A 22,528-nucleotide genomic window follows, 5' to 3' on the forward strand; every position below is an offset into this window, starting at 1 on the left:
CCGCCAAGCTACCCCGTTCGCGGTTAATCGTCTATTTCGGCTGCTTGTCAGAACTTGTAGTTCATGCCGATCTTGACCGTGCTGAACTTGTTATCGAACTCGGTGTTGCTGCCGCCGTAGTCGATGGTCTGGTCGCGCAGATCGACATAAAGATACTCGACATTCGCCGACCAATGATCGGTAAATGCCTGTTCCAATCCTGCGCCGAGAGTCCATCCAGTTTTGGTGCCCTTTTCCGAAAAGCTATTGAAAGGCCCGTCAAGGTATCGGTTTTCAACGCTTCCGTAAGCAAGGCCGCCGGTTCCATAGATCAAGCTGTTGTCGAACGCATATCCGGCGCTGGCGCGCAGCGTTCCAAACCAGTCCACCTTGGTATCGTATGTATCGCCGCGGACGCCGACATTGATTTCGCCCGAGTGTCCCTTGATGTCCGCGCCGGCAATGTCGGCTTCGACGCCGAGAACCATGGAATTGATCTGGTAGTTATAGCCGACTTGAACACCACCCAGGAATCCGTCGATGTCGTAGTCCTGGCTTGCCTGAAACGTTGGCGTGTTGGGCGAACTGAAAACCGCGTCGGTCCTGCCGAACCCGTAGCCGATCTGCCCGCCGACATAGACGCCGGACCAGTCATGGACGGTCGCGGGCTCGGAACCGATGGCGTCCGCGGCCAGAGCTTGTCCGCCGATCAACGACAGCAATGCGGATGCGAGCAAGAAGCCTTTCATGACGTCCTCGCCGTCAGATCAGATGTGCAACCATATCAGGTCGGCCTTTCCTGCGAAATCTGCTTCCAGCCAAGGCCGAATTTCCACAATCGCAAGTTGCCTATCGGCAACACCACCATTTGCAACAACTTGTCGCCGGCATGTGAGGATGCTGCCCGGAAGACCAGGCCGAGCCAGCTGAAGCCGGCTTCGGCCTAGTCCAGATTGGCGACGGCCTGTGCCTTGTGCGCGGCCTCGACCACCGCCAGCGCAGTCATGTTGACCACACCGCGCGACGTGACCGAGGGCGTCAGTATGTGGGCCGGCATGTCGGTGCCGAGCAGGATCGGGCCGACATGCAACGCATCCATCATGGCGCGCAGCGCCGTCAGCGTGATGTTGGCCGAATCGAGGTTGGGGAACACCAGCAGATTGGCCTCGCCCTTCAGCCGCGAATGCGGATAGACGCGCTGGCGTAGATGCTCGGACAGCGCGGAATCGGCATGCATTTCGCCGTCGCACTGCAACTCCGGCGCGATGCGCGCCAGGATTGCCGCCGCCTGACGCATCTTGAGCGCGCTTGGTGAATCGCGCGAACCGAAATCCGAATGCGACAGAAGGGCCGCCTTCGGCTCGATGCCGAAGCGCTGGATTTCCTCGGCCGCCAGCACGGTCATCTCGGCGATCTCCTCGGCCGTCGGGTCGACGGAGACGTGGGTGTCGGTGAGGAAGATGATGCCGCGCTGCGAGATGAGCATCGAAAGCGTCGACAGGTCATAGTCCTTGATGCCCGCGCGCGGCCCGATGATCAGCGTCACGTTGCGCAGATGCCGCTCGAAGCGCCCTTCAAGGCCGCAGACCATGGCGTCGGCGTCGCCGCGCTTCAGCGCGAGTGCCGCGATCACCGTGTTGTCGGTGCGCACCATGGTGCGCGCGGCCTCCGTCGTGACGCCGCGCCGGCCGGCGAGTTCGATCAGCAGGTCGACATAGTGGCGGTAGCGCGGATCGTCCTCGGGGTTGATCAGGCCGAAATCGACGCCCGGCTTGATGCGCAGCCCGTAGCGCTTCAGCCTGACCTCGATGACATGCGGACGGCCGATCAGGATCGGCTCGGCGATGCCTTCCTCGAGCACCACCTGGGCGGCGCGCAGCACGCGCTCGTCCTCGCCATCGGCATAGATGACGCGCTTGGCGCTCGATGCCTTGGCGGACGAGAACACCGGCTTCATCACCAGGCCGGAGCGGAAGACGAAGCGATTGAGCTTGTCGATATAGGCGGCGAAGTCGGTGATCGGCCGCGTTGCCACACCGGTGTCGCAGGCCGCCTTGGCGACGGCCGGCGCGATGCGCAGGATCAGCCTGGGGTCGAAGGGCGAGGGGATCAGGAAATCGGGCCCGAAGATCGGCGTCTCGCCCGAATAGGCGCGTGCGGCGACGTCCGAAGGCTCTTCGCGGGCAAGAGCGGCGATGGCCCGCACGGCAGCCATCTTCATCTCCTCGTTGATGGCGCTGGCGCCGCAGTCGAGCGCGCCCCGGAAGATGTAGGGGAAGCATAGGACATTGTTGACCTGATTGGGAAAATCGGAGCGGCCGGTGCAGATCATCGCATCGGGACGCGCCGCGCGCGCCACTTCCGGCATGATCTCGGGATTGGGATTGGCCAGCGCCAGGATCAAAGGCTTTGGCGCCATGTGCTGCAGCAGTTCCGGCTTCAGCACGCCGGCGGCCGAAAGGCCGAGGAAGACATCGGCGCCCGGGATGACGTCGGCCAGCGTGCGCGCCTCGGTGTCCTTCACATAGGGGTCTTTCCAGCGGTCCATCTCTTCGGTGCGGCCCTTGTAGGCGACGCCGAAACGATCGGTGACCCAGATGTTTTCGATGCGCACGCCGAGCGAGACCAGAAGGTTCAGGCAGGCAAGGGCGGCCGCACCCGCACCGGAGGTGACGACCTTGATGTCCGAGATGGTCTTGCCGGCGAATTCCAGTCCGTTGAGCACGGCGGCAGCGACGATGATGGCGGTGCCATGCTGGTCGTCGTGGAACACCGGTATGCTCATGCGAGCTTTCAGCCGTTCCTCGACTTCGAAACACTCCGGCGCCTTGATGTCCTCGAGATTGATGCCGCCGAAAGTGGGTTCGAGAGCGGCGACGGTCTCCACCATGCGCTCGATCTCGGGGGCGTCGATCTCGATGTCGAAGACGTCGATGCCGGCGAACTTCTTGAACAGAACCGCCTTGCCTTCCATGACCGGCTTGGAGGCCAGCGGGCCGATATTGCCGAGGCCGAGCACGGCCGAGCCGTTGGAGACGACGCCGACGAGGTTCGCGCGCGCCGTGTAATCGGCAGCGGTTGCCGGATTGTCGCGGATCTCAAGACAAGGCGCAGCCACGCCGGGCGAATAGGCGAGCGCCAGATCGCGCTGGTTGCCGAGCGGCTTGGTTGCCTGGATCTCGAGCTTTCCCGGCGTCGGATGCTTGTGGAAGTAGAGGGCGGCTTCGTCGAGGTCCGAACGTGCCGTTTTCTTGTTCTCGCCTTCCATGCGGCCGCTCCCTCGAAACCTGTGTCGGGAGTCCTTTTAGCATGCGGCCTAGATTTTTCGCGACGCTAATTGACGCGCCGGCAGCATTAAGTGGCGGCGCGTCGACAATCAATATATATCAGATGCTTGCGGCCATTTCATGCCAGATGAGTCGCGCCGCTTCGCTGACCTCTAGGTCAGAAGGCGCTGACGTAGAGGCCGCCATCGACCGGTATGTTCTGGCCCGTGAGATAGCCGGCATGGACCGAGCAGAGAAAGGCGCAGATCTGGCCGAATTCCTCCGGCGTTCCGAGCCGCTTGGCCGGGACATCGGCGCTGATGCGGGTCTTGCGCGCGGCGGCAGCCGCCGGATCCTCTGGTGTGCCGGCCTCATGCGGGCCGCGCAGCCGGTCGGTGTCGAGCTTGCCGGGCAAGAGGCTGTTGATGGTGACGTTGCGGTCGATCACCGTTCGCGCCACGCCGGCAAGGAAGGAGGTCAGGCCGGCGCGCGCGCCCGACGACAGGTCGAGACCGGGAATTGGGACATAGACCGACAGCGAGGTGATGTTGACGATGCGGCCGAAGCCGCGCTTCGCCATGCCATCGAGGACGGCCTGCACCAGTTCGATCGGCGTCACCATGTTCTGGGTCACGCCTTCGAGGATTTTGGCGCGATCGAGTTCGCGGAAATCGCGCAGCGGCGGGCCGCCATTGTTGTTGACGAGGATGTCGGGCTCCGGACAGGCGGCAAGCAGCGCCTTCTGCACTTCCGGCTTCGAGACGTCGCCGACGACTTCCGTCACGGTCACGCCGTAACGCGCGCGCAGCTCCGCGGCGGTCTTGGCCACCAGTTCGGCGTTGCGCCCATTGACGACGATATCGCAACCGGCCTCGGCCAGCGCCATGGCGCAGCCTTTTCCAAGACCCTTGCTCGAAGCGCAGACGATAGCCTTCTTTCCGCGGATACCAAGATCCATGACGATTTCTCCTGTGATTTGGCCGGCAAGCTAGTCCTTAGGCTGGACCAATCGCAACCGTCATACGGTTGTTGCATGAATCGGGGCATAGGCTGCGCGAAAGCAAGGGTGAAATCGCGATGTCAGGCCCAGAGCCCCGCACTTTCCGAAGCATGTTCATTTCCGACGTCCATCTCGGCTCGAAGGCGGCGAAGACCGAGTTCCTGATCGATTTCCTGCGCTACCATGACGCCGACATCATCTATCTGGTCGGCGATATCGTCGATGGCTGGCGGCTGCGGCGCAGCTGGCACTGGCCGCAAAGCCACAATGACGTCGTGCAGAAATTGCTGCGCAAGGCGCGCAAGGGCGCCAACATCACCTATATCGCCGGCAATCACGACGAGTTCGCCCGCCAGTTCCAGGGCGTACATTTCGGCGGCATCGTCGTCGCCGACCGAGCCATCCATGAAACGGCCGACGGCAAGCGCCTGCTCGTCATCCATGGCGACCAGTTCGACACCGTCGTCCACAATCAGCGCTGGCTCGCCTATCTCGGCGATCACGCCTATGACGCGGCGATGATCGTCAACCGCGTGGTGACGCGGCTGCGCCAATTGCTCGGCCTGCCTTACTGGTCGTTTTCGTCCTGGGCCAAGGTCAAGGTCAAGAAGGCGGTCAACTTCATCGGCTCGTTCCAGACCGTGCTGACCGAGGAAGCCCGCCGCTCGCATGTCGACGGGGTTATTTGCGGCCATATCCACCATGCCGCGATCGAGAATTTCGATGACGTGCGCTACATCAACACCGGCGACTGGGTGGAAAGCTGCACGGCCGTGGTCGAGCACTTCGATGGCCGGATGGAAATCCTGACCTGGGCGCAGGTGCTGCCGGAGTCGTTTGACGAACCTTTCATCCCGATGCTCATCGAGGATCGGGTCGGGCAGGCGGCCTGACACGAAGGCCGCGACAACTTTAAGCGTCAATCGATTGGTCCAGCCGGTTTCCCCTGGTTTTCCGCCATGTTAAGGGATCGATCCACGTCGTCAGCCGGTAGAGCGCGGCGTAATTGGATCGATTCATGTCCCTGCCGCCGCTTTTGCCAGAACAGCTCGTCAAACCGCGCCATTTCGAACTGCGCATGAGCCTGATCTTCGGCACATTGTTCATATCGCTCGGCACGCATTTGCCCTATTTCCCGCTGTGGCTGCAGGCCAAGGGGTTTCACGCCGAACAGATCGCCGTCATCCTGGCCGCGCCAATGTTCCTGCGCGTGGTGACCACTCCACTGCTGACGACGCTCGCCGATCGGGCGAGGGACCGTGCCAATGTCTATGTCGCGCTGGTGGCAGCCTCGCTGCTGCTGTCGGCGGGTTATTTCCTCACGCCAACCTACGCGATGGTGCTGGCGGTGTCGCTGGCGCTGACCATTGTCTGGACGCCGCATTCGCCGATCGCCGATTCGCTGGCGCTTTCGGGCGTGCGCCGCTTCGGCTCGAACTATGCAAGCATGCGCAAATGGGGATCGATCTGTTATCTCTGCGCCAATGTCGCGGGCGGCTTCATCCTGGCGGCCACCGGACCCCAAGCCGTTCCGGTGATCATATTCCTTGCCCTTGGCGCGGCGCTCGTCGCCGGGCTGCTGGCGCCGCGCATGGGGCGCCCGCGCAAGGCCTCGCCGTTGTCGGCCGCGGAAATCCAGCACGCGGCGCCGAGCCTGTTCAATGCCTATTTCCTCTACTTCACCTTTGGCGTCGGCATCATCACCGCCAGCCACGCCTTCCTCTACGGTTTCGTTTCCATCTACTGGAAATCGATCGGCATCAGCGATTCCGTGGTCGGCCTGCTGTGGGCCTGGGGCGTGGTGTCCGAAGTCTGCATGTTCTTGTTTTTCAACCGTATTTTCGCTTCCGTGTCGGTCGTCAGGGTGATGGTGATCGCCGGCATCGGCTCCATCGTGCGCTGGATCATCTTTCCACTGGTCTGGCCGCTCGGGCTCGGCATCGCCGGCTTCTTCGCCGTGCAGTCACTGCACTCGGTGTCTGTCGCAATGGTGCTCATCGGTCTGCAGAGAATGATCGCCGAGACTGTCTCCGAAGAGCGCACGGGTGCGGCGCAAGGCATCGCCTATTTCTTCAACGGCTTCTTCATGGCAGCCGTTACGCTGGCTTCCGGCCCGCTCTATGACCGTCTCGGCGTCGATGGTTTCCTGGTGATGATCCCGATCGCGATCGTTGGCCTGGTGCTGATCGGGTTCGCCGCGCGCTCAGCCCCAAAGCGCCCGGTCCGGAGGGGAGACGAGCGATCCCTGGTAGACGAGACCCGGAACACGGTCGCGGGCAAGTAGCAGCGGACCGTCGAGGTCGACGAAATCGGCGTCCTGGGCGAGCAGCACCGCCGGCGCCATGGCAAGCGACGTGCCGACCATGCAGCCGACCATGATGCCAAAACTGAGCTCGCGGGCGCGGTCGCGCAGCATGAGCGCCGCCGTCAGTCCGCCCGACTTGTCGAGCTTGATGTTGACGGCATCGTAGAGACCGACCAGCGTTTCCAGGTTCTTCGCCTCATGCACGCTTTCGTCGGCGCAGATCGGCAGCGGATGGGCGATGTGGCGCAGGATCTGGTCCTGGCCAGCGGGCAGGGGCTGTTCGACCAGCGCAATGCCTCGCTCCGCCGCGAAGGCGAGGTTTGCGACGATGTTGTCGTCGGTCCAACCCTCATTGGCATCGAGGATGATTCGGCTCTGAGGCGCTGCTTCCGTCACAGCACGAATCCTGGCCATGTCGTTGTCGCCGCCGATCTTGACCTTTAGCAAAGGCCGGCCGGCATTGGCGCGGGCCTGTGCCGCCATCGCTTCGGGTTCGCCTAGCGACAGTGTGTAGGCGGTTTCCAGTGGACGCAGCGGTGCGGGCCAGATTGCGTTTGCCACCGGCTTGCCGCTGATCTTGGCTTCAAGGTCCCAGAGCGCGCAGTCGACGGCGTTGCGGGCGGCTCCCGCCGGCATTGCGTCGAGCAAAGCGGTCCGGTCGATGCCGCCGGCGATCCGCTCGCGCATTGCCTCAATCGCGGCGTGTACGCCGTCCATGGTTTCCCCATAGCGCTTGTAGGGAACGCACTCGCCGCGCCCGCTATGACCATCCTGGCTGATCGTGCATGTGATGACCTCGGCCTCGGTCTTGGAGCCGCGCGAAATGGTGAAGGTGCCGGCGATTGGAAAACGCTCGGCCTCAACCGAAATGACACGCGCCATATTTTTCTGCTCCGGCTGTGCCAGAAGGGTTGTCGGCAAATCGACAAGGTCGGACCCATCAGGCTAAACAGGACGCCATGTTGACCATCGGCAAGCGCGACGCAAGCGGCACCACCGCCTCGGAGGCTGACCACCAACCGCGCGTCGCGGTCGGCGAGGAGGGTGGCGTGCTCGGCTGCGCGTTCTCCGGAATCTGGACGACACGGACGGTGGCGCTGATCGACGCCGACATGCGCAAGATCGAGAAACGAAACGGTTTCAAGACCTTGGCGCTCGATCTTTCGAAAATCGAGAAGATCGATACCGCCGGCGCCTGGCTGATCGACCGGCTGGTCAGCGCCTTCGAGAAGAAGAACGTCGAGGTCCGGATGCAAGGCCAAAGCGAGATCGCCGCCATCCTGCTCGACGCGGTCGGCGAGGCTGTGCGGCGCGAACCCGAATCCGGCCCGGCGCGGCCGCCCAACATCGTCATTCGGGCGCTGGAGGCGGTTGGCCGGCGCGTCTACGAGATGCGCGACGATTTCTTCGCCTCGATGAATATTCTGGGCGCCACCATCCGCGGTGCGCAGATGAAGCTCGGCCGTGGCCATGCCGTCAACCCGGCGGCGATCTTCAACCAGATCGACCGCATGGGCGTCGGCGCCATTCCTGTGGTGGTGCTGATGTCGGCGATCGTCGGCGCCATCGTTGCCCAGCAAGGCGCCTACCAGCTCAGCTATTTCGGCGCCGATATCTTCGTCGTCGACCTCGTCGGCGTGCTGATCCTGCGCGAACTCGGCGTGCTGATGACGGCAATCATGATCGCCGGCCGCTCCGGCAGCGCGATCACCGCCGAGATCGGCTCGATGAAGATGCGCGAGGAGGTCGACGCGCTGAAGGTCATCGGTCTCAATCCGATAGGGGTCCTGGTCTTTCCGCGGCTGGTTGCGCTGGTGATCGCCTTGCCGTGCCTGACGATCATCGCCAATTTTGCCGCACTCGGAGGCGGCATCGTCGCGGCGTGGCTCTACTCCGATATCCCACCCGCCGCGTTCATCGACCGCTTGCGTGTCGCCATCGATCTCAGCACGATTTTCGCTGGGCTGATCAAGGCGCCGTTCATGGCCATGATCATCGGCACGATCGCCTCGGTCGAAGGCATGAAGGTCGGCGGTAGCGCCGAATCGCTCGGCCAGCACGTGACCGCCTCCGTGGTGAAGTCGATCTTCGTCGTCATCATCCTCGATGGGCTTTTCGCCATGTTCTACGCAGCCATCGAGTTCTGACACCATGGCGAAGGGCAATGGCATCAAGGTGGAGGAAAAGGACGAGAACGAGATCGTCCTTTCGGTGCGCGACGTCACCGTTGCCATCGACGACAAACTGATCCTCGACAAGCTTTCGCTCGACATCAAGCGCGGCGAGATCCTGGGGTTCGTCGGCGCTTCGGGCGCCGGCAAGTCCGTCCTTTTGCGGACCATTCTCGGGCTGATGCGCAAGCAGTCGGGAACGATCAAGCTGTTTGGTGTCGACGTCGACAAGGCAAGCGATATCGAGCGCCTGCGCATCGACATGCGCCTTGGCGTGCTGTTCCAGCATGGCGCGCTGTTTTCGGCACTGACCGTGCAGGAGAACGTGCAGGTGCCGATGCGCGAATATCTCGACCTGCCAAGGAAGCTGATGGACGAGCTGGCGCTGCTCAAGATCGAGCTGGTCGGGCTGCCGCCGGACGCGGCGCAGAAATTCCCTTCCGAACTCTCCGGCGGCATGATCAAGCGCGCAGCACTTGCGCGCGCCCTGGCGCTCGATCCGGATATCGTCTTTCTCGACGAGCCTACGTCCGGCCTCGATCCCATCAGTGCTGCCGAGTTCGACGAACTTGTCGTCAAGCTGCGCGACACCATGGATCTGACCGTCTATATGGTCACGCACGACCTCGATACGCTGTTTACCGCTTGTGACCACGTGGCGGTGCTCGGTAAGAAGAAAGTATTGGTCGAGGGCACCATCGACGACATGCTGAAGAGCGAGGAACCGTGGGTAAAATCCTATTTCCGCGGAAAACGCGCCCGCCAACTTGATCTTGCCGCACGTGCATAGCCATAAGTGAAATAATGGAAACCAGAGCCAACTACGTCATTGTCGGCATTTTTACGCTGGTTGCGATCCTGGCGGCGTTCGGCTTCGTTTACTGGACGGCGGCGATCGGCGACAGAGGCGAGACGACGCTGCTGCGCGTGCGCATCCCTGGTTCGGCTTCCGGTCTTGGCCGCGGCAGCTTCGTGTTGTTCAACGGCGTCAAGGTCGGTGACGTCAAGCGCGTCTATATCGACGTCGACAATCCGACTGTCGCCATCGCCGACACCGAGATCGACCGGCTGACGCCGATCACCAAGTCGACGCAGGCCGATATCGGGCTTGCCGGCCTCACCGGGCAGGCCAATATCGAGCTCAAGGGCGCCGACCCCAAGGAAGTGAAACTCCTCGACCAGGCCGAGAAGGAAGGCAAGGTCGCCGAGATCGTCGCCAACCCTTCCGCCGTGACCAATCTGCTGCAGACGGCGCAGAACATCTTCACCCGCGCCGACAAGGTGCTGAGCGAACTCGAGGGCTTCACCAGGGATGTTCGGGGGCCGCTGACGCAGACCGTGCAGAATGCGCAGACATTCTCCGATGCGCTGGCCAGGAATTCCGACGGCATCGACAAGTTCCTGTCCAGCGTCAGCGCGCTGTCCGACGAACTGAAGGGCGTGTCCGGCAAGCTCGACGGCACGCTGAAGGCGGCGGAAGGCCTGCTCAATGCCGTCGATAGGGACAAGATCAAGAGCATCGTCGCCAATGTCGATACGTTGACCGCGAACCTCAAGCAGACATCGCAACAGCTCGACGGCGTGATCAAGAATGTCGACACGGCGGTCGGGTCCGTCAATGATTTCGCCAAGCAGACGCAAGGCACGCTGGCCAAGGTCGACGGCGTGCTCGAGGGTGTCGACCCGGCGCAGGTGCGTGAGGCTTTGGCCAACATCCAGAAGGCCAGCGAAAACGCCAACAAGGCCGCTGCCGACATTGCCGTGGTGACCGACAAGTTCGCCAACCGCGCCGATGACATCGACCAGACGATCAAGGATGCCAAGCAATTGGCGCAGCGGCTCAACGACGCCTCGGTACGCGTCGACGGCATCCTCGCCAGGGTCGATACCTTGCTCGGCTCGGGGCAGGCGGACGGCGTGATGGCCGACGCCAGGGATACGCTGAAGTCGTTCAAGCAGGTTGCCGATACGCTGAATGCGCGACTTGGCGTCATCACCGACAATCTGGCGCGCTTCTCGGGCCAAGGCCTGTCGAATGTCGAGGCGCTGGTGCAGGACAGCCGCCGCTCGATCACGCGCATCGAGGAAGCAGTCACGGATCTCAGCCGCAATCCGCAGCGCATTCTTTCGGGTGGCGACGGCGAGGTTCGGCAATTCGACGGCAGGGCGCGGCGTTGACTTCGGCGCCTCCTCGCCCCAAGAACATGAGTTGCGGATGCGGGTTGATCTTACGATCCGGGGACAACGGGGATCGCGCGTGAAGTCGGTGTGGGTGAGAACAGGTGGATTGACACCGGCTGCGGCGCTGCTTGCGCTATCGCTTGCCGGCTGTGCGGTACTGGGCGGCAAGCCTGCGCCGCTCGACACATTCGAGCTTTCGGCGCCGTCGGTTGACGCCCATGGCCATAGCCGCAAGCAAATCCTGATCGCCCAGCCCTCGGCGCTCAAGGCGCTGGACAGCCAGAACATCGTCATCAAGCCCTCCGACCACTCGATCCAGTATCTGAAGGGCGCGCAATGGGCCGACCGGCTGCCGCTAATCGTGCAGGCGCGGCTAGCGGAGACCTTCCAGCGTTCCGGCAGCTTTGCCGGCGTCGGCAAGCCGGGCGAGGGCCTGGCGATCGATTACCAGGTGATCGTCGAGATCCGTTCCTTCGAAGTGAGTGTGGACGGTGGCGAACATGCCGAGGTCGACCTGTTCGTGCGCCTGCTCAACGATCGCAACGGCGAGGTGCGCGCTTCCAAGAGCTTCACCGCGTCCGCGCCCGTTTCGGGCAGCGGCAATCCCGCCTATATCAGTGCGCTCGACAGTGCCTTCGGCGATGCCGCCAAGCAGATCGTTCGCTGGACGGATTCGGTGATCTGAGCGCAATCCCGCCAGACGCTTCAAGCTACAAGCGGTCGAAGGCTTCCGGCCGCAGCTTCCCGGTCTTCATCAGATGCTGCAGCGTGTAGGTTACGGACAGCGCGTCGTCGAGCGCGTCATGTCCCTGCAATGGCGGGTGTTCGACGCCGTAATAGTCCGCGAGCTTGTTGCTCGGCGTGTGCGCCAGATCCTCGATCGGCATCCCGGCCGCGATCAGCAGCTTGACGGCGTTGTCGAACCGGGTGGCGGGGATGGACGGCCGAATGCCCGCGACGTAGCAGCTGATGGCCATCATGTTCAGTTCGTCCTTGCCCCAGGACCAGAACCGCGCGCCATCGGAAAAGCGATCGACCCCGGCAAGTGCTTCTCCAAGCGCAACCCCTTCGGTCTCGACGTTTTTCTCGGTGATGCCGGTCAGTCTGGTGAAGAACGGATCGAGTTCGTATCTCCGGCCAAACCGGTCGATCGGTCTGATATAGGCCTTGTGCGTGCCGAGCAGCGGGAAAGTCATCTTCGAGACCGAGCCTGACCGGGCCAATCTGCGCGATGACCGGGTCGGGATCGTGGGCTGCGCACCAAAACCGACGTTGCGACCCCTCAAGGCAGAGAAACTCGCAGTCGAATATGATGGCCGTCTTCACGGTTGGTACCCTTTTGGCGAGGGTCAGACAGGTGTGAATGGTTCAGCGCGCGACGGAGCCAGGGCCAGGCGGGACCATGGCCCCGCCTGTTCAATTCGTGGTTAGTGCAGGCGCCCGCTGGCGTGGGCCAGCATGGTGTAGACCTTGCCGGTGTCCGAGGTCAGGTAGGTCTGCGCCATGATGTTGTCGCGGTCGTTGCGCGAGACATCCTTGAGCAGTTTTTCGAAGTCGTCGCAGTAACGATCGACGGCGGCGCGGAATTCAGCCTCGCCCTGATACTTGCGGCGGATTTCGTCGAACGTCTGCTGGCCCTTCAGCGTGTAGAGCCGGCGCGTGAACACGTCCCGTTCGCCGCGCCGATAGCGGTTCCACAACTCGATCGAAGCATCGTGGTCGATGGCCCGTGCGATGTCGACGGACAGCGAGTTCAGCGATTCCACGACATGCAGCGGCGAGCGCTGGGCAGGGGCCGCGCGCGGTGCTTCGGCAGGCGCCGAAGGCGGTGCTGCCGGCCTGAGATCCGCCTCGTTCGATGCCGCGGTCAGCAGGTCGCGCACCCAGCCGCCCTGCGGCGTGCGGGCGCCGGCGTCAGGACGCTGGCGCGGCTCTGCCGGACGCTCTAGATCGAGCGTGCCGCGCAGTGCTGCACCGCCCAACGGCGCCTGGGGCGTGCGAAGCTCCGGCTGCGGTGCCGGCGCGCGACGCGGCGGTTCGGCAGGGCGTGCCGCCGGCGCTTGCGGCGCTGGACGCAGATTGCGTGGCTCCGGGCTGTCGCCGCCGCCGCGACCGGACTTCGCAACGATGTCCGAAAGCTCCTTCAGGGCGTTGATCTGCTCGGAAACGGCGCGGCGGATGGCAGAGGTCGATTCCTTTGCCTCTTCCGGCATCTCGATAACGCCTTTCTTGAGCTCGGCGCGGGTGAGGTCGAGTTCGCTCTTGATCGAGCTCGCGGTGCGCCGCATCTCATCGGTAGCATCTGCGAAGCGCTTGGTTGCCGAATCGACCACGTCGGTGATGGCGTTGCGGATCTTGTCGGCCGACTCCATCGTCTTGCCTTCGGCGTTCTGCAGCGTCTGGCCGACGAGGTTTTCGAAGGAGCGCATGACCCTTTCGAGGTCTTCCGACTTCTTGACCAGGCCGACGGCGAGGTCTTCGAGCGACGACTGCCTTTCCAGCGTGTGCTCGAGGTTGCTCTGGGCCGAACTCAACAGGTCCGAGGCGCTGGCCAGCAGGCGGCTGTGCTCATCGAACTTGGTGGCGATCGAGGCCACTTCGCGCAAGGTCGACGACGACAGTTCCGTCAGCCTTGTGGTGTTCGAGTCGACCAGGCGCGCCGAGCTGGCAAAGGTCTGCGCCGCTTTTTCGGTTGTCGCCGCGAAGCTCTGCGTGCTGCCGGTCAGGCGTTCGTCGACCTGGCCGAGATTGACCGCGGCCTGCTCGATCAGCTGGCCGAGCTGCGAACTGGAATTAGTCATGCGGCCGATGAGATCGGCAACGCTGTCCGACAGCGACGAGCGGGCGCCTTCAACCGCCGACAAGGTCTCGGCGGTGCGGTTGGCGAGCGCGTTGACCAGGGCAGCATTTTCGCTGCGCAGCTTCTCGGTCGCGCGTTCGGTGACCTCTTCCATGCTTTTTTGCAGTTCCGAGCCGCCCTGGGCGAAGCGCTCGACTAAAGGCCGCGCGGTTTCGTCGAGGATCTTCGACATTTCGGCCGACCGCGCCGCGAGCATGGTGTTGAGTTCGCGGGTGTTGGCGCCGATCGTCTTGGCGGCGTCGTTGGTGCTCTGGCCGATATGCTGGCCAACAGCAGTGAAGGTCTCGGCGATCACATTGGCGCGCGAAACGAGCTGTGCCTCGGCGCTCGACACCTGCTCGTTGAGCCTCTGGCCTATCGTTTCGGTGGTGTGGGCGAGGCGGTTCTCGACGCTGGCGATCTGCTCCTCGACACGGGCGGCCGCGGCCGCCGCGGTCGACGCAAGACGCTCGTCGGCGCCGGCAAGTGCCTGCTCGATTTCGCGGGCGTGCACGGCCAGTTCCTGGCCGGTCTGGCGCGCACGATCGGCGACCTTCTGCTCGGTGCTGGCGAAAGCCCCGACGATGGTCTGCGCATGCTCGCCGATCGTCGAAGAGCTGTCGGCGATGCGCGAGACCAGGCGCTGGTCGGCCTCGTCGAAGATGCGGCCGATCTCGGACGCACGGCTGGACAGAGCATCCGAGCCCTCGGCGATGCGCGAGACCAGTTGCTGATCGGCGGCATCGAAAATGCGGCCAAGGTCGGTTGCACGGGCGGCGAGAGCCTCGGCGGATTCGCCGATGCGCATGCCGAGCCGCTGGTCGGCGCTTTCGAAGTTGCGCAGGATGTCACCGGCGCGGGCGGCCAGCGATTGTGCCGTCTCGACGGCGCGGGCGACCAGTTTCTGGTCGGCTGCGTCGAAGGTGCCGGCAATCTCGCTTGCGCGGGCCGCCAGATGATCCGCGGTATCCTGGGCCCGGGCAGCCAGCTGGTCGGCCGTTTCCTGGGCGCGGGCGGCGAGCTTCTGGTCCGCCAACTCGAAGGTGCCGGCGATCTCGCCGGCGCGGGCGGCCAGCTGATCGGCGGTTTCGTGGGCACGGGCCAGCAGCGAGCTGGAGGTGTCGTCGGCGCGAGCGAGCAAGGCGTTGGACGTATCTTCCGCACGGGCGTGGAGGCGACGGTCGGCTTCCTCGAAGGTACGGGCGATGTCTTCGGCCCGCGCCAAAAGGGCGGCGGACGTCTGTTCGGCGCGCTCGGCGATCTTGCGGTCGGCGTCGCTGAAGGCTGCACCGGCCTGCTCATGCAGCGCGCTGGTGACTTCCAGGACCTTTTCGCGCAGGGCGCCGGCGACGAAGACCGCGCTCTTTTCGAGCACGCTGCGGACATTGTCGACGCCGGTCGAGAGCGCGCGCTCCATGGTTCCGGCGCGTTCCTCGATGATGCCGGTCTGACGGCTGAACGCCTGCTCGATCTTCTCCACATCGGCGGCGATCGCGGCCGAAATGTCGGTGCTTCTGGCGGCGATCTGGTCGATATGACCGGACAGCGAGCGGTCGACGTCCTTGCGGGTCTCGGCGAGCTTGCCGAGATCGTCTTCCAGCGCGCGGCTCAGCATGTCGCGGCCTTCGGCCAGCCTGCCGACATGGCCGGCGATGACGCCGTCGATATCGCCGCGGCTTTCGCTCAGCCTCTGCAGGTCGGCCTCGAGGGCGCGCTTGAGAATGTCGCGGCCTTCGGCGAGCTTCTCAACCTGGCCGGCCACCAGCCCGTCGATGCTGGAGCGGCTTTCGGCGAGCTTGGCGAGATCGGCTTCGAGGGCGCGCCTGAGAACGTCGCGGCCTTCGGCCAGTTTCTCGACCTGGCCGGCGACCAGGCCGTCGATGCTCGAACGGCTCTCGGCCAGCTTGGCAAGATCGTCCTCGAGCGCCTTGGACAGGGTCGAGCGTTCCTGGACAAGCCTGTCGGCATGGCTGCTGACCAGGCCGCTGACGCTCTCGAGGTCGGCTTCCAGCGCCTTCGACAGCGTCGAACGGTCCTGGACGAGCCGCTCGGCATGGCTGTTGACGAGGGTGTTGACGCTATCAAGGTCGACTTCCAGCGCCTTCGACAGGGTCGAACGATCCTGGACGAGCCGCTCGGAATGGCTGTTGACGAGGCTGTTGACACTTTCGAGATCGGCTTCGAGCGCCCTGGCGAACTGGGCGCGGTCGTCGACCAGCTTCTGCGACTGGTCGGCAACGGTGTTCTTGATGGTGTTGAGGTCGGCTTCGAGGGCGCGCTTGAGAATGTCGCGGCCTTCGGCAAGCTTCTCGACCTGACCTGCGACCAGCCCGTCGATGCTGGAGCGGCTGTCGGCCAGCTTCGCGAGGTCGTCCTCGAGAGCCTTCGACAAGGTCGAACGATCCTGAACGAGCCTGTTCATGTGGTCGGCGATGACGCTGTTCACATTCTGCAAGTCGGCTTCGAGGACCCGCGAAAGCTGTCCGCGATCCTCCGCCAGCCTTTCCGACTGGCTCGATATGACACCCTTGATGGTGCTGAGGTCCGATTCCAGCGCGCGCTTGAGAATGTCGCGGCCCTCGGCCAGCTTCTCGACCTGACCGGCGACGAGGCCGTCAATGCTCGAGCGGCTTTCGGCCAGCTTGGCAAGGTCGGCTTCCAGCGTCTGCGACAGCAGGCTGCGGTCGTTGGCGAGCTTGACCGAGTGATCGTCAAGCAAGCCCCTGATGCCAGATAGATCGTCCTCGAGCGAACGGCCGAGTTGGCTACGGTCTTCCACGAGCTTTGCCGAATGCACCTCGATCAGGCTCTTAATGCCGGCAATATCGTTTTCCAAGGCCTTGGCGAGCACCGCACGGCCTTCGGCGATCTTCTCGACCTGACCGGCAACCAGCCCGTCAATGCTGGCGCGGCTGTCGGACAGTTTGCCGAGGTCGGCTTCCAGGGCGCGCGACAGAATGTTGCGGCCCTCGGCGAGTTTTCCAACATGACCGGCGACCATTTCATCAATGATCGTGCGCGCTTGCACGAGTTTTCCGGAGTCTTCGTTGAGAGCTAGCGAAAGCCGGTTGCGGCCTTCTTCCAGCCTTTCGAGGTGGCTGCCGAGCGACGCGTCGATGGCGGCGCGCGATTCGTTGACCTTGCGCAGATCCTCTTCGAGGGCGCGCGCGATCAGGCTGCGGCCTTCGGCCAGCTTCTGCACCTGGTTGGTCACCGCGGCATCGATGCCGTCGCGGCTTTCGGCGAATTTCTCCAGGTCCGCCTGCATGGCGGCCGCCATGCGGTCGCGGCTTTCGGACAGCTTGCGGCTGTGGTTTTCGACGGCTTCCTCAATGCCGACACGGGCGTCGGCGAGCCGCTGGATGTCGCTATCGAAGGAACGCGAGACGACATGACGCGCCGCTTCCATGCGACCGGCAAAATCGCTGGCGCGAGCCTCCAGCATGCTCGACGTCGAGGTGACGATGTCAGCCATGTCGGCGCCGATCTGGGTCTTGCCCTGATCGATCATCGCGGCCAGCGTATCCTTGCTCTCGGCGAAGGTGTGGGCGATTTCGCGGGCGCGCTCGACCAGCGTCTCGTTGATCTGCCGGGCGCGGGCCTCGAGCGCGGCGTTGAGCTTCTGCGTGCCGGTGTCGAGCGCTTCGGCGCGGGTCTGGAATTCGCTGATCAGGGCCTGGCCGCGTTCGGCCAGCGTACGTTCGATGCCGTTGAGACTGGCTTCGAATTCCGAATTAAGGGTGCGCGCGGCGCCGCCGAGCAGCGAAACCATGCCGGTGGTGCGATCGTCGAGCAGATCGGTCAGCGACCGGGTCAGGCCGTCCGTCGTATCCGTCAGCTTGGCGATGCGCGTGTCGAGCAGGCTGGCGAAGGCCTCGCCGGAGGTCGAAAGCTTGTCGGTGATGGTGTCGAGCCGGCCTTCCACCGAATCGAAGATCGACATCGAACTTTCATTGATGCGGTCGATGAGCGTGTCGCCGGAATTGGTGATCGTCATCGACAGCTTGGTCGACGCATTGAGGATCGAGTCGCGTATGATGTCGCTGGCGGAGCCGATTTCATCCCTGAGCGTTTCATGCGCACCGGCGATCGAGGCACGGACGCGCTCGGCATGGGTGACGACTGCCTCGCGCTCGCTGCCAAGCCCGTCGACGAGCGAACGGATGCGGGTTTCGTTTTCCGAATAGGAGCGCTCGATCTGGTTGACTTCGCTGTGGACCAGCGTTTCCAGCTCCACGGCGCGGGCAAGCGTGCGTTCGATGCCTTCGCCCATTGCCGCCACCTCGCGGCGAACGGCCTGGCCGATCATCATGACGCGATCCTGCGCCATGTTTTCCGGCTCGGTCAGGCGGAAGGCCACTTCCGTCATCGACTGGGCGGCAATGCGCATGTCCTGGGCGCGGCGAATCATGGCTGCGAAAGCCCAGAACAGGATGATCGGCACGATCGCCGCGACGGCGAGGCCAATCAGCTCGGGACGGGCAAGGAACTGGTCGAGTGTGCGGATCCTCCAGATGCTCGGTCCGAACAGCAGGTTGGCGAGCCCGCCGGCGCCGGCGATCCAGGCGAGCGAGACAAAGGCAACAATCCAGTAGACGGTGTTGGAGGCGCGCCTGTTGAGGCCGTGCAGGAGGGTCTTGTAATCCTTCTGACGATCATCATTGGCCGGCGCGAAGCCCGTCGTGGACTGGGTGCCATTGCCATTGCCATTGCGTGTCTCAACGGGGCGCAGTTCGGCCGGCTTGGCCTTCGGCGCGGGATTCGCGGGCTGATTGGCAATGGGAGCCTGATTGGCGGCGGCTGCCGGCTTCTGGTTGCGTCCCTCGCGTGCCAGCTCGTCGGCGGCCTGGGATATCTGCGCTTCCAGATCTTCCATCGAAGCCGCGATATCGAGATCGCCGCTGCCGATATCGCCGCTGAGGTCGAGATCGAGCGCTTTTTCCAGTTCCCTGGCCACGTCGCTGTCGAGATTTCTCGTCGTCGTCGTTGGTTTCTTTGCCATGCCTTCGCTACCCTGTACTAGCTGCCGCGGGGCTTATAATTGTCTTTTGTCGTACCCCCGCGCAGGAGGCTGAAAATGGACCTTCGTATCGTAATGACACAGGGGGGTAAAGAAAACATGCATTCCGCGGGATACGTAAAACTTTAAATATAAGGTTAACGCAACCGTGATCCGGGCGCCGTTTTCGCAACATTTTTCCGGGCCATCCATTAACCCGTTGTCCATTGGATTCGCCTAGTTTTTCAGGCGGCCGAAGAAAACGGAGTTCGAGTTCATGCGTGGCGAAAGCGGCATTGCCTTTTCAATGCCCGGAGGCGACGTCTCGGGAACCAGACAGTCCCGACCGGTCGATTTGGCACACCTTGCCCGGCAAACGATGGGCGACCGCGCCCTCGAGCAAGAGGTGCTGGCGCTGTTTGTACAGCAGGCGCTGTCGGTACGCGACAAAATAGTCGATGCCGATCTCAAGGACCGGCTTCTGCTGGCGCATGGGTTGAAAGGGTCTGCTCGCGGCGTCGGCGCCTTTGCGATCGCCGATTGTGCCACTGAGATCGAGCGGCAGCCGGAAGACGGCCAGGCCCTCAAGCGGCTCGGCAAACTGATCGACGAAGTGCGTGATTTCATCGCCGCCATCAATCGCTGACCCGGTTTGTGGAAAAACGTCACCGAGAGGCGCTTTCGCACGGCAGTTGACTTGTCTGCCGGAGTGATTATCTCGGCGGAAACTCCCTTCAGGTGACAAATGACCAAGCTGACCTTCATCGCCCATGACGGCACACAATTCGACGTGGACGCCGAAAACGGCTCGACGGTCATGGAAAACGCCATCCGCAACGCCGTGCCGGGGATCGAGGCGGAGTGCGGCGGCGCCTGCGCCTGCGCCACCTGCCATGTCTATGTCGACGAGGCCTGGACGGCGGGAGTGGGCGAGCCGGAAGCGATGGAAGAGGACATGCTGGACTTCGCTTACGACGTCCAGCCGAACTCGCGGCTGTCCTGCCAGATCAAGGTGCGCGACGCGCTCGACGGCCTGGTGGTGCGGGTACCCGAGCGCCAGGGCTGAAAAGCGGATTTTTCCCACTGCCGCTTGGCAGCGGGCCGGTGGTCATGCAGTCTCACGCCATCCAGCAACGAGGCAGGGCGCATGACCGGGATCATCAGCACAGACGTTCTCATTGTCGGGGCAGGGCCTGTTGGCCTGTTCGCCGTGTTCGAGCTCGGCCTGTTCGACATGAAATGCCACCTGATCGATATCCTCGACAAACCCGGCGGCCAATGCGCGGAACTCTATCCGGAAAAGCCGATCTACGACATTCCCGGCTGGCCTTCGATTTCGGCGCAAGGGCTGGTCGACAAGCTGCTCGAGCAGATCCATCCGTTCAAGCCTGACTTCACCTACAACCGCATGGTCTCCAGCCTCGAGAAACTGGAGGACGGCGGCTTTCGCGTCATCACGGACGAGAACGAGGTGTTCGAGGCAAAGGTGGTGGTGATCGCCGCCGGCGGCGGCTCGTTCCAGCCGAAACGCCCGCCGATCCCGGGCATCGAGCCCTATGAGGGCAAGAGCGTCTTCTATTCGGTGCGCCGGATCGAGGATTTTCGCGGCCACGACCTTGTCATCGTCGGTGGCGGCGATTCGGCGCTCGACTGGACGCTCAACCTGCAGCCGGTGGCCAAGAGCGTGACGCTCGTTCATCGGCGCCCTGAATTCCGCGCGGCGCCCGACAGCGTCAACAAAATGTATGCCATGCAGGAGATGAAGCAGCTGGCATTCAGGGTCGGGCAGGTGACCGGCCTGACCGGCGCCGACGGCCAGCTGTCATCGGCCACCATCAAGGGTGGTCCGGAAGGTGATATCGAAGTGCCATGCACCCGCATGCTGCCCTTCTTCGGCCTGACCATGAAGCTCGGGCCGATCGCGGAATGGGGGCTCAATCTCCACGAGAACCTGATCCCGGTCGACACCGAGAAGTTCCAGACCTCGGTGCCCGGCATTTTTGCCGTCGGCGACATCAACTGGTATCCGGGCAAGCTGAAGCTGATCCTGTCAGGTTTTCATGAGGTGGCGCTTATGGCGCAGGCCGCCAAGCGCATCGTCAGCCCCGGTGAGCGGATCGTGTTCCAGTACACAACCTCGTCGACCAGCCTGCAGAAGAAGCTCGGCGTGGTGGAGTAAAGAGCGCTTCTATTCCGCGATGACGGGCGCGACAGCCTCGTCGCGTCCGCGCAGCGCCTTTTCCGGCATCAGCATCATTGCGACAAGCGCCAGCCCCAGGGTGATGCCGGCGGTGATGAAGATCATCACGAACGGCAAGGCTGACGTCAGCTGGATATGTGTCTGCGAGCCCTCGGCGGAGAGCGGCAGGCCATAGCCCAGCGCCACCGCACCGAGCAGGGCGACGCCCAGCGCGCCACCCAGTGTGCGCAAGAAGGTCAGCACGCCGGTCGCGACCCCGAGATGGGTTCGATCGACGGCGTTCTGGACAGAGACGGTCGCGACGGGGAATGTCGTTCCGCTGCCCAGGCCGATCAGGGTGGTCAGGATCTCGACCTCGAGCAGCGAGGCGTGTCCGGCAATGGCACTAAGCACGCCGATGCTGACAATGGCCAAAGCGATGCCGATCATGGCGATACGCTTGTAGTGCACGAAGCGGGGGATCAGACGGCCGCTGGAGGCGGCACCGGCGACCGTGCCGAGCAAAAGGCCGAGCATGGCCAGTCCCGATTCACTGACGGAGAGCCCGATCACGGTTTGTAGATAGACCGGCAGGTAGACCGAAGCGCCGATATTGGCGGCCTGCAGCAGGAACATCGACAGCGCACCGGCGAGCACGATCGGGTTGCCCAACACTTCAAGCGAGATCAACGGTTCGGCGGCCCTCAGCAGCCTCAGTGCGAACAGGGCCCAGAACACGGCCGACCCGGTCACCAGGCCGAGAATTTCGCCCGAAAACCAGGGATAGGTGCTGCCGCCCCAGTTGAGCGCCAGAAGCAGAAGTGCCGTGGCGATAACCAGAAGCACGGCGCCCAACCCGTCGATACGGTGATGTTTGGCCGCGATCGGCAGCTTCTTCAGTGGCTTGTTGATGATGGCCATGGCCACCAGCCCAAGCGGAATGTTGATCCAGAAGATCAGCGACCAGTGCAGATGCTCGGCAAAGGTGCCGCCCAGCAGTGGCCCTGCAATGCTGGCGACGGCCCAGGTGCCAGAGACCCAGGCCGCGTAGCGTGCGCGTTCGCGCGGCGGCACGAGGTCGCCGATCACGGTTTGCGCCAGCGCAAACAGGCCGCCGCCGCCCGCACCCTGGATCGCGCGCCCTATCACCAGCACGAACATGTTGGGGGCCATGGCGCTGACCAGCGATCCGGCGAGGAAGATGAGGATCGCTGCGTAAACGGTAGGGCGGCGGCCATAGACGTCGGAAATCTTGCCGTAGAGCGGTGCCACGGCGGTGGCGGTCAGGAGATAGCCAGTGACCATCCAGGGGAGATACTCGGCGTGGCCGAGTGCTCGCGCGATGGTCGGCATGGCGGGTGCGATAATGGTCTGGTCGAGCGCCGCTAACAGCATGGACAGAAGAACGCCGCCGATGATGGCGTTCTTCTCGCTTTCGGTCAGCGGCGTGGCGTCAGCCGCCATGGTCTGCTTGTCGACAGCCTGGTCCATAGTATTATCCATATGCTTTGCGCGCGATCCGGGTCGACGATTGGGCTTGCTTGATGCGTTCGCCGCGCGATCGGTCGTGGTGCTCGTGCCTTGAGGGTTGCGCCTTGCCAACCCGTGA

General features: G+C 63.5%; 15 protein-coding genes and 1 pseudogene. 9 read left to right on the plus strand and 7 right to left on the minus strand.

The features are described from left to right. Positions 1-47: 47 nt before the first annotated feature. The 3 genes from AB4Z43_RS32585 to AB4Z43_RS32595 form a co-directional block, all read right to left on the minus strand. Entirely contained in the window at positions 48-728 is a 681-nt protein-coding gene (locus AB4Z43_RS32585) for an outer membrane protein (protein ID WP_019858353.1), read from the minus strand. Between the two features lie 194 nt (positions 729-922). Beyond that, positions 923-3,247: an NADP-dependent malic enzyme gene (locus AB4Z43_RS32590; RefSeq protein ID WP_038646993.1), complete on the minus strand. Its 2,325-nt coding sequence runs from the start codon at positions 3,245-3,247 to the stop codon at positions 923-925. A 176-nt stretch (positions 3,248-3,423) separates the two neighbouring features. Beyond that, a complete protein-coding gene (locus AB4Z43_RS32595) occupies positions 3,424-4,203 on the minus strand; it encodes an SDR family oxidoreductase (RefSeq protein ID WP_064985692.1) in 780 nt (259 codons plus the stop codon). A gap of 152 nt (positions 4,204-4,355) precedes the next feature. Here AB4Z43_RS32595 and AB4Z43_RS32600 point away from each other — a divergent pair, with 152 nt between their 5' ends. Both AB4Z43_RS32600 and AB4Z43_RS32605 read left to right on the plus strand, forming a co-directional pair. Continuing rightward, the gene (locus tag AB4Z43_RS32600) at positions 4,356-5,138 is read left to right on the plus strand and encodes a UDP-2,3-diacylglucosamine diphosphatase (protein WP_064985689.1); all 783 of its coding nucleotides are present in this window, start codon (positions 4,356-4,358) and stop codon (positions 5,136-5,138) included. 125 nt (positions 5,139-5,263) lie between these two features. Continuing rightward, on the plus strand, positions 5,264-6,529 hold the full coding sequence (locus tag AB4Z43_RS32605; protein ID WP_064985688.1) for an MFS transporter: 1,266 nt from the start codon (positions 5,264-5,266) through the stop codon (positions 6,527-6,529). On the opposite strand, the gene dgcA is transcribed toward AB4Z43_RS32605, so the two are convergent. Further along, positions 6,449-7,432, minus strand: coding sequence for an N-acetyl-D-Glu racemase DgcA (gene dgcA, locus AB4Z43_RS32610; protein ID WP_064985686.1), 984 nt, complete (start codon positions 7,430-7,432; stop codon positions 6,449-6,451). The two genes, AB4Z43_RS32605 and dgcA, sit on opposite strands and share 81 nt — an antisense overlap. 77 nt (positions 7,433-7,509) lie before the next feature. Between dgcA and AB4Z43_RS32615 the strand changes: the two genes are divergently transcribed. The 4 genes from AB4Z43_RS32615 to AB4Z43_RS32630 are packed head-to-tail and all read left to right on the plus strand — an operon-like array spanning position 7,510 to position 11,587. Continuing rightward, positions 7,510-8,697, plus strand: coding sequence for an ABC transporter permease (locus AB4Z43_RS32615; RefSeq protein WP_064985684.1), 1,188 nt, complete (start codon positions 7,510-7,512; stop codon positions 8,695-8,697). 4 nt (positions 8,698-8,701) lie between these two features. Further along, positions 8,702-9,511 carry an ABC transporter ATP-binding protein gene (locus AB4Z43_RS32620; RefSeq protein WP_019858346.1) on the plus strand — a complete coding sequence of 270 codons (810 nt, stop codon included), beginning with the start codon at positions 8,702-8,704 and terminating at the stop codon, positions 9,509-9,511. Positions 9,512-9,525: 14 nt separating this feature from the next. Next, positions 9,526-10,899 (plus strand): MlaD family protein, encoded by a 1,374-nt coding sequence (locus AB4Z43_RS32625; protein ID WP_064985683.1) that lies wholly within the window; start codon positions 9,526-9,528, stop codon positions 10,897-10,899. 37 nt (positions 10,900-10,936) lie between these two features. After that, the gene (locus tag AB4Z43_RS32630) at positions 10,937-11,587 is read left to right on the plus strand and encodes an ABC-type transport auxiliary lipoprotein family protein (RefSeq protein ID WP_051112898.1); all 651 of its coding nucleotides are present in this window, start codon (positions 10,937-10,939) and stop codon (positions 11,585-11,587) included. A 25-nt stretch (positions 11,588-11,612) separates the two neighbouring features. Here the strand turns inward: AB4Z43_RS32630 and AB4Z43_RS32635 are convergent. Both AB4Z43_RS32635 and AB4Z43_RS32640 read right to left on the minus strand, forming a co-directional pair. Beyond that, a pseudogene (locus tag AB4Z43_RS32635) lies at positions 11,613-12,228 on the minus strand (exonuclease). Positions 12,229-12,329: 101 nt separating this feature from the next. Continuing rightward, positions 12,330-18,743 (minus strand): kinesin, encoded by a 6,414-nt coding sequence (locus AB4Z43_RS32640; protein WP_441940826.1) that lies wholly within the window; start codon positions 18,741-18,743, stop codon positions 12,330-12,332. A gap of 274 nt (positions 18,744-19,017) precedes the next feature. On the opposite strand from AB4Z43_RS32640, the gene AB4Z43_RS32645 reads away from it, so the two are divergent. The 3 genes from AB4Z43_RS32645 to AB4Z43_RS32655 all read left to right on the plus strand — a co-directional run bounded on the left by AB4Z43_RS32645 (position 19,018) and on the right by AB4Z43_RS32655 (position 20,919). Further along, a complete protein-coding gene (locus AB4Z43_RS32645; protein ID WP_027046873.1) occupies positions 19,018-19,386 on the plus strand; it encodes an Hpt domain-containing protein in 369 nt (122 codons plus the stop codon). A 99-nt stretch (positions 19,387-19,485) separates the two neighbouring features. Further along, positions 19,486-19,806 (plus strand): 2Fe-2S iron-sulfur cluster-binding protein, encoded by a 321-nt coding sequence (locus tag AB4Z43_RS32650; RefSeq protein ID WP_441940828.1) that lies wholly within the window; start codon positions 19,486-19,488, stop codon positions 19,804-19,806. A gap of 81 nt (positions 19,807-19,887) precedes the next feature. Further along, positions 19,888-20,919 carry an NAD(P)/FAD-dependent oxidoreductase gene (locus AB4Z43_RS32655; RefSeq protein ID WP_019858339.1) on the plus strand — a complete coding sequence of 344 codons (1,032 nt, stop codon included), beginning with the start codon at positions 19,888-19,890 and terminating at the stop codon, positions 20,917-20,919. A gap of 9 nt (positions 20,920-20,928) precedes the next feature. Here the strand turns inward: AB4Z43_RS32655 and AB4Z43_RS32660 are convergent, their stop codons facing one another. Next, positions 20,929-22,410 (minus strand): MDR family MFS transporter, encoded by a 1,482-nt coding sequence (locus AB4Z43_RS32660; protein WP_027046872.1) that lies wholly within the window; start codon positions 22,408-22,410, stop codon positions 20,929-20,931. Positions 22,411-22,528: the final 118 nt, after the last annotated feature.

The sequence above is a fragment of the Mesorhizobium sp. 2RAF45 genome (assembly GCF_052115225.1).
GTDB classification, from domain to species: Bacteria; Pseudomonadota; Alphaproteobacteria; order Rhizobiales; family Rhizobiaceae; genus Mesorhizobium; species Mesorhizobium jarvisii.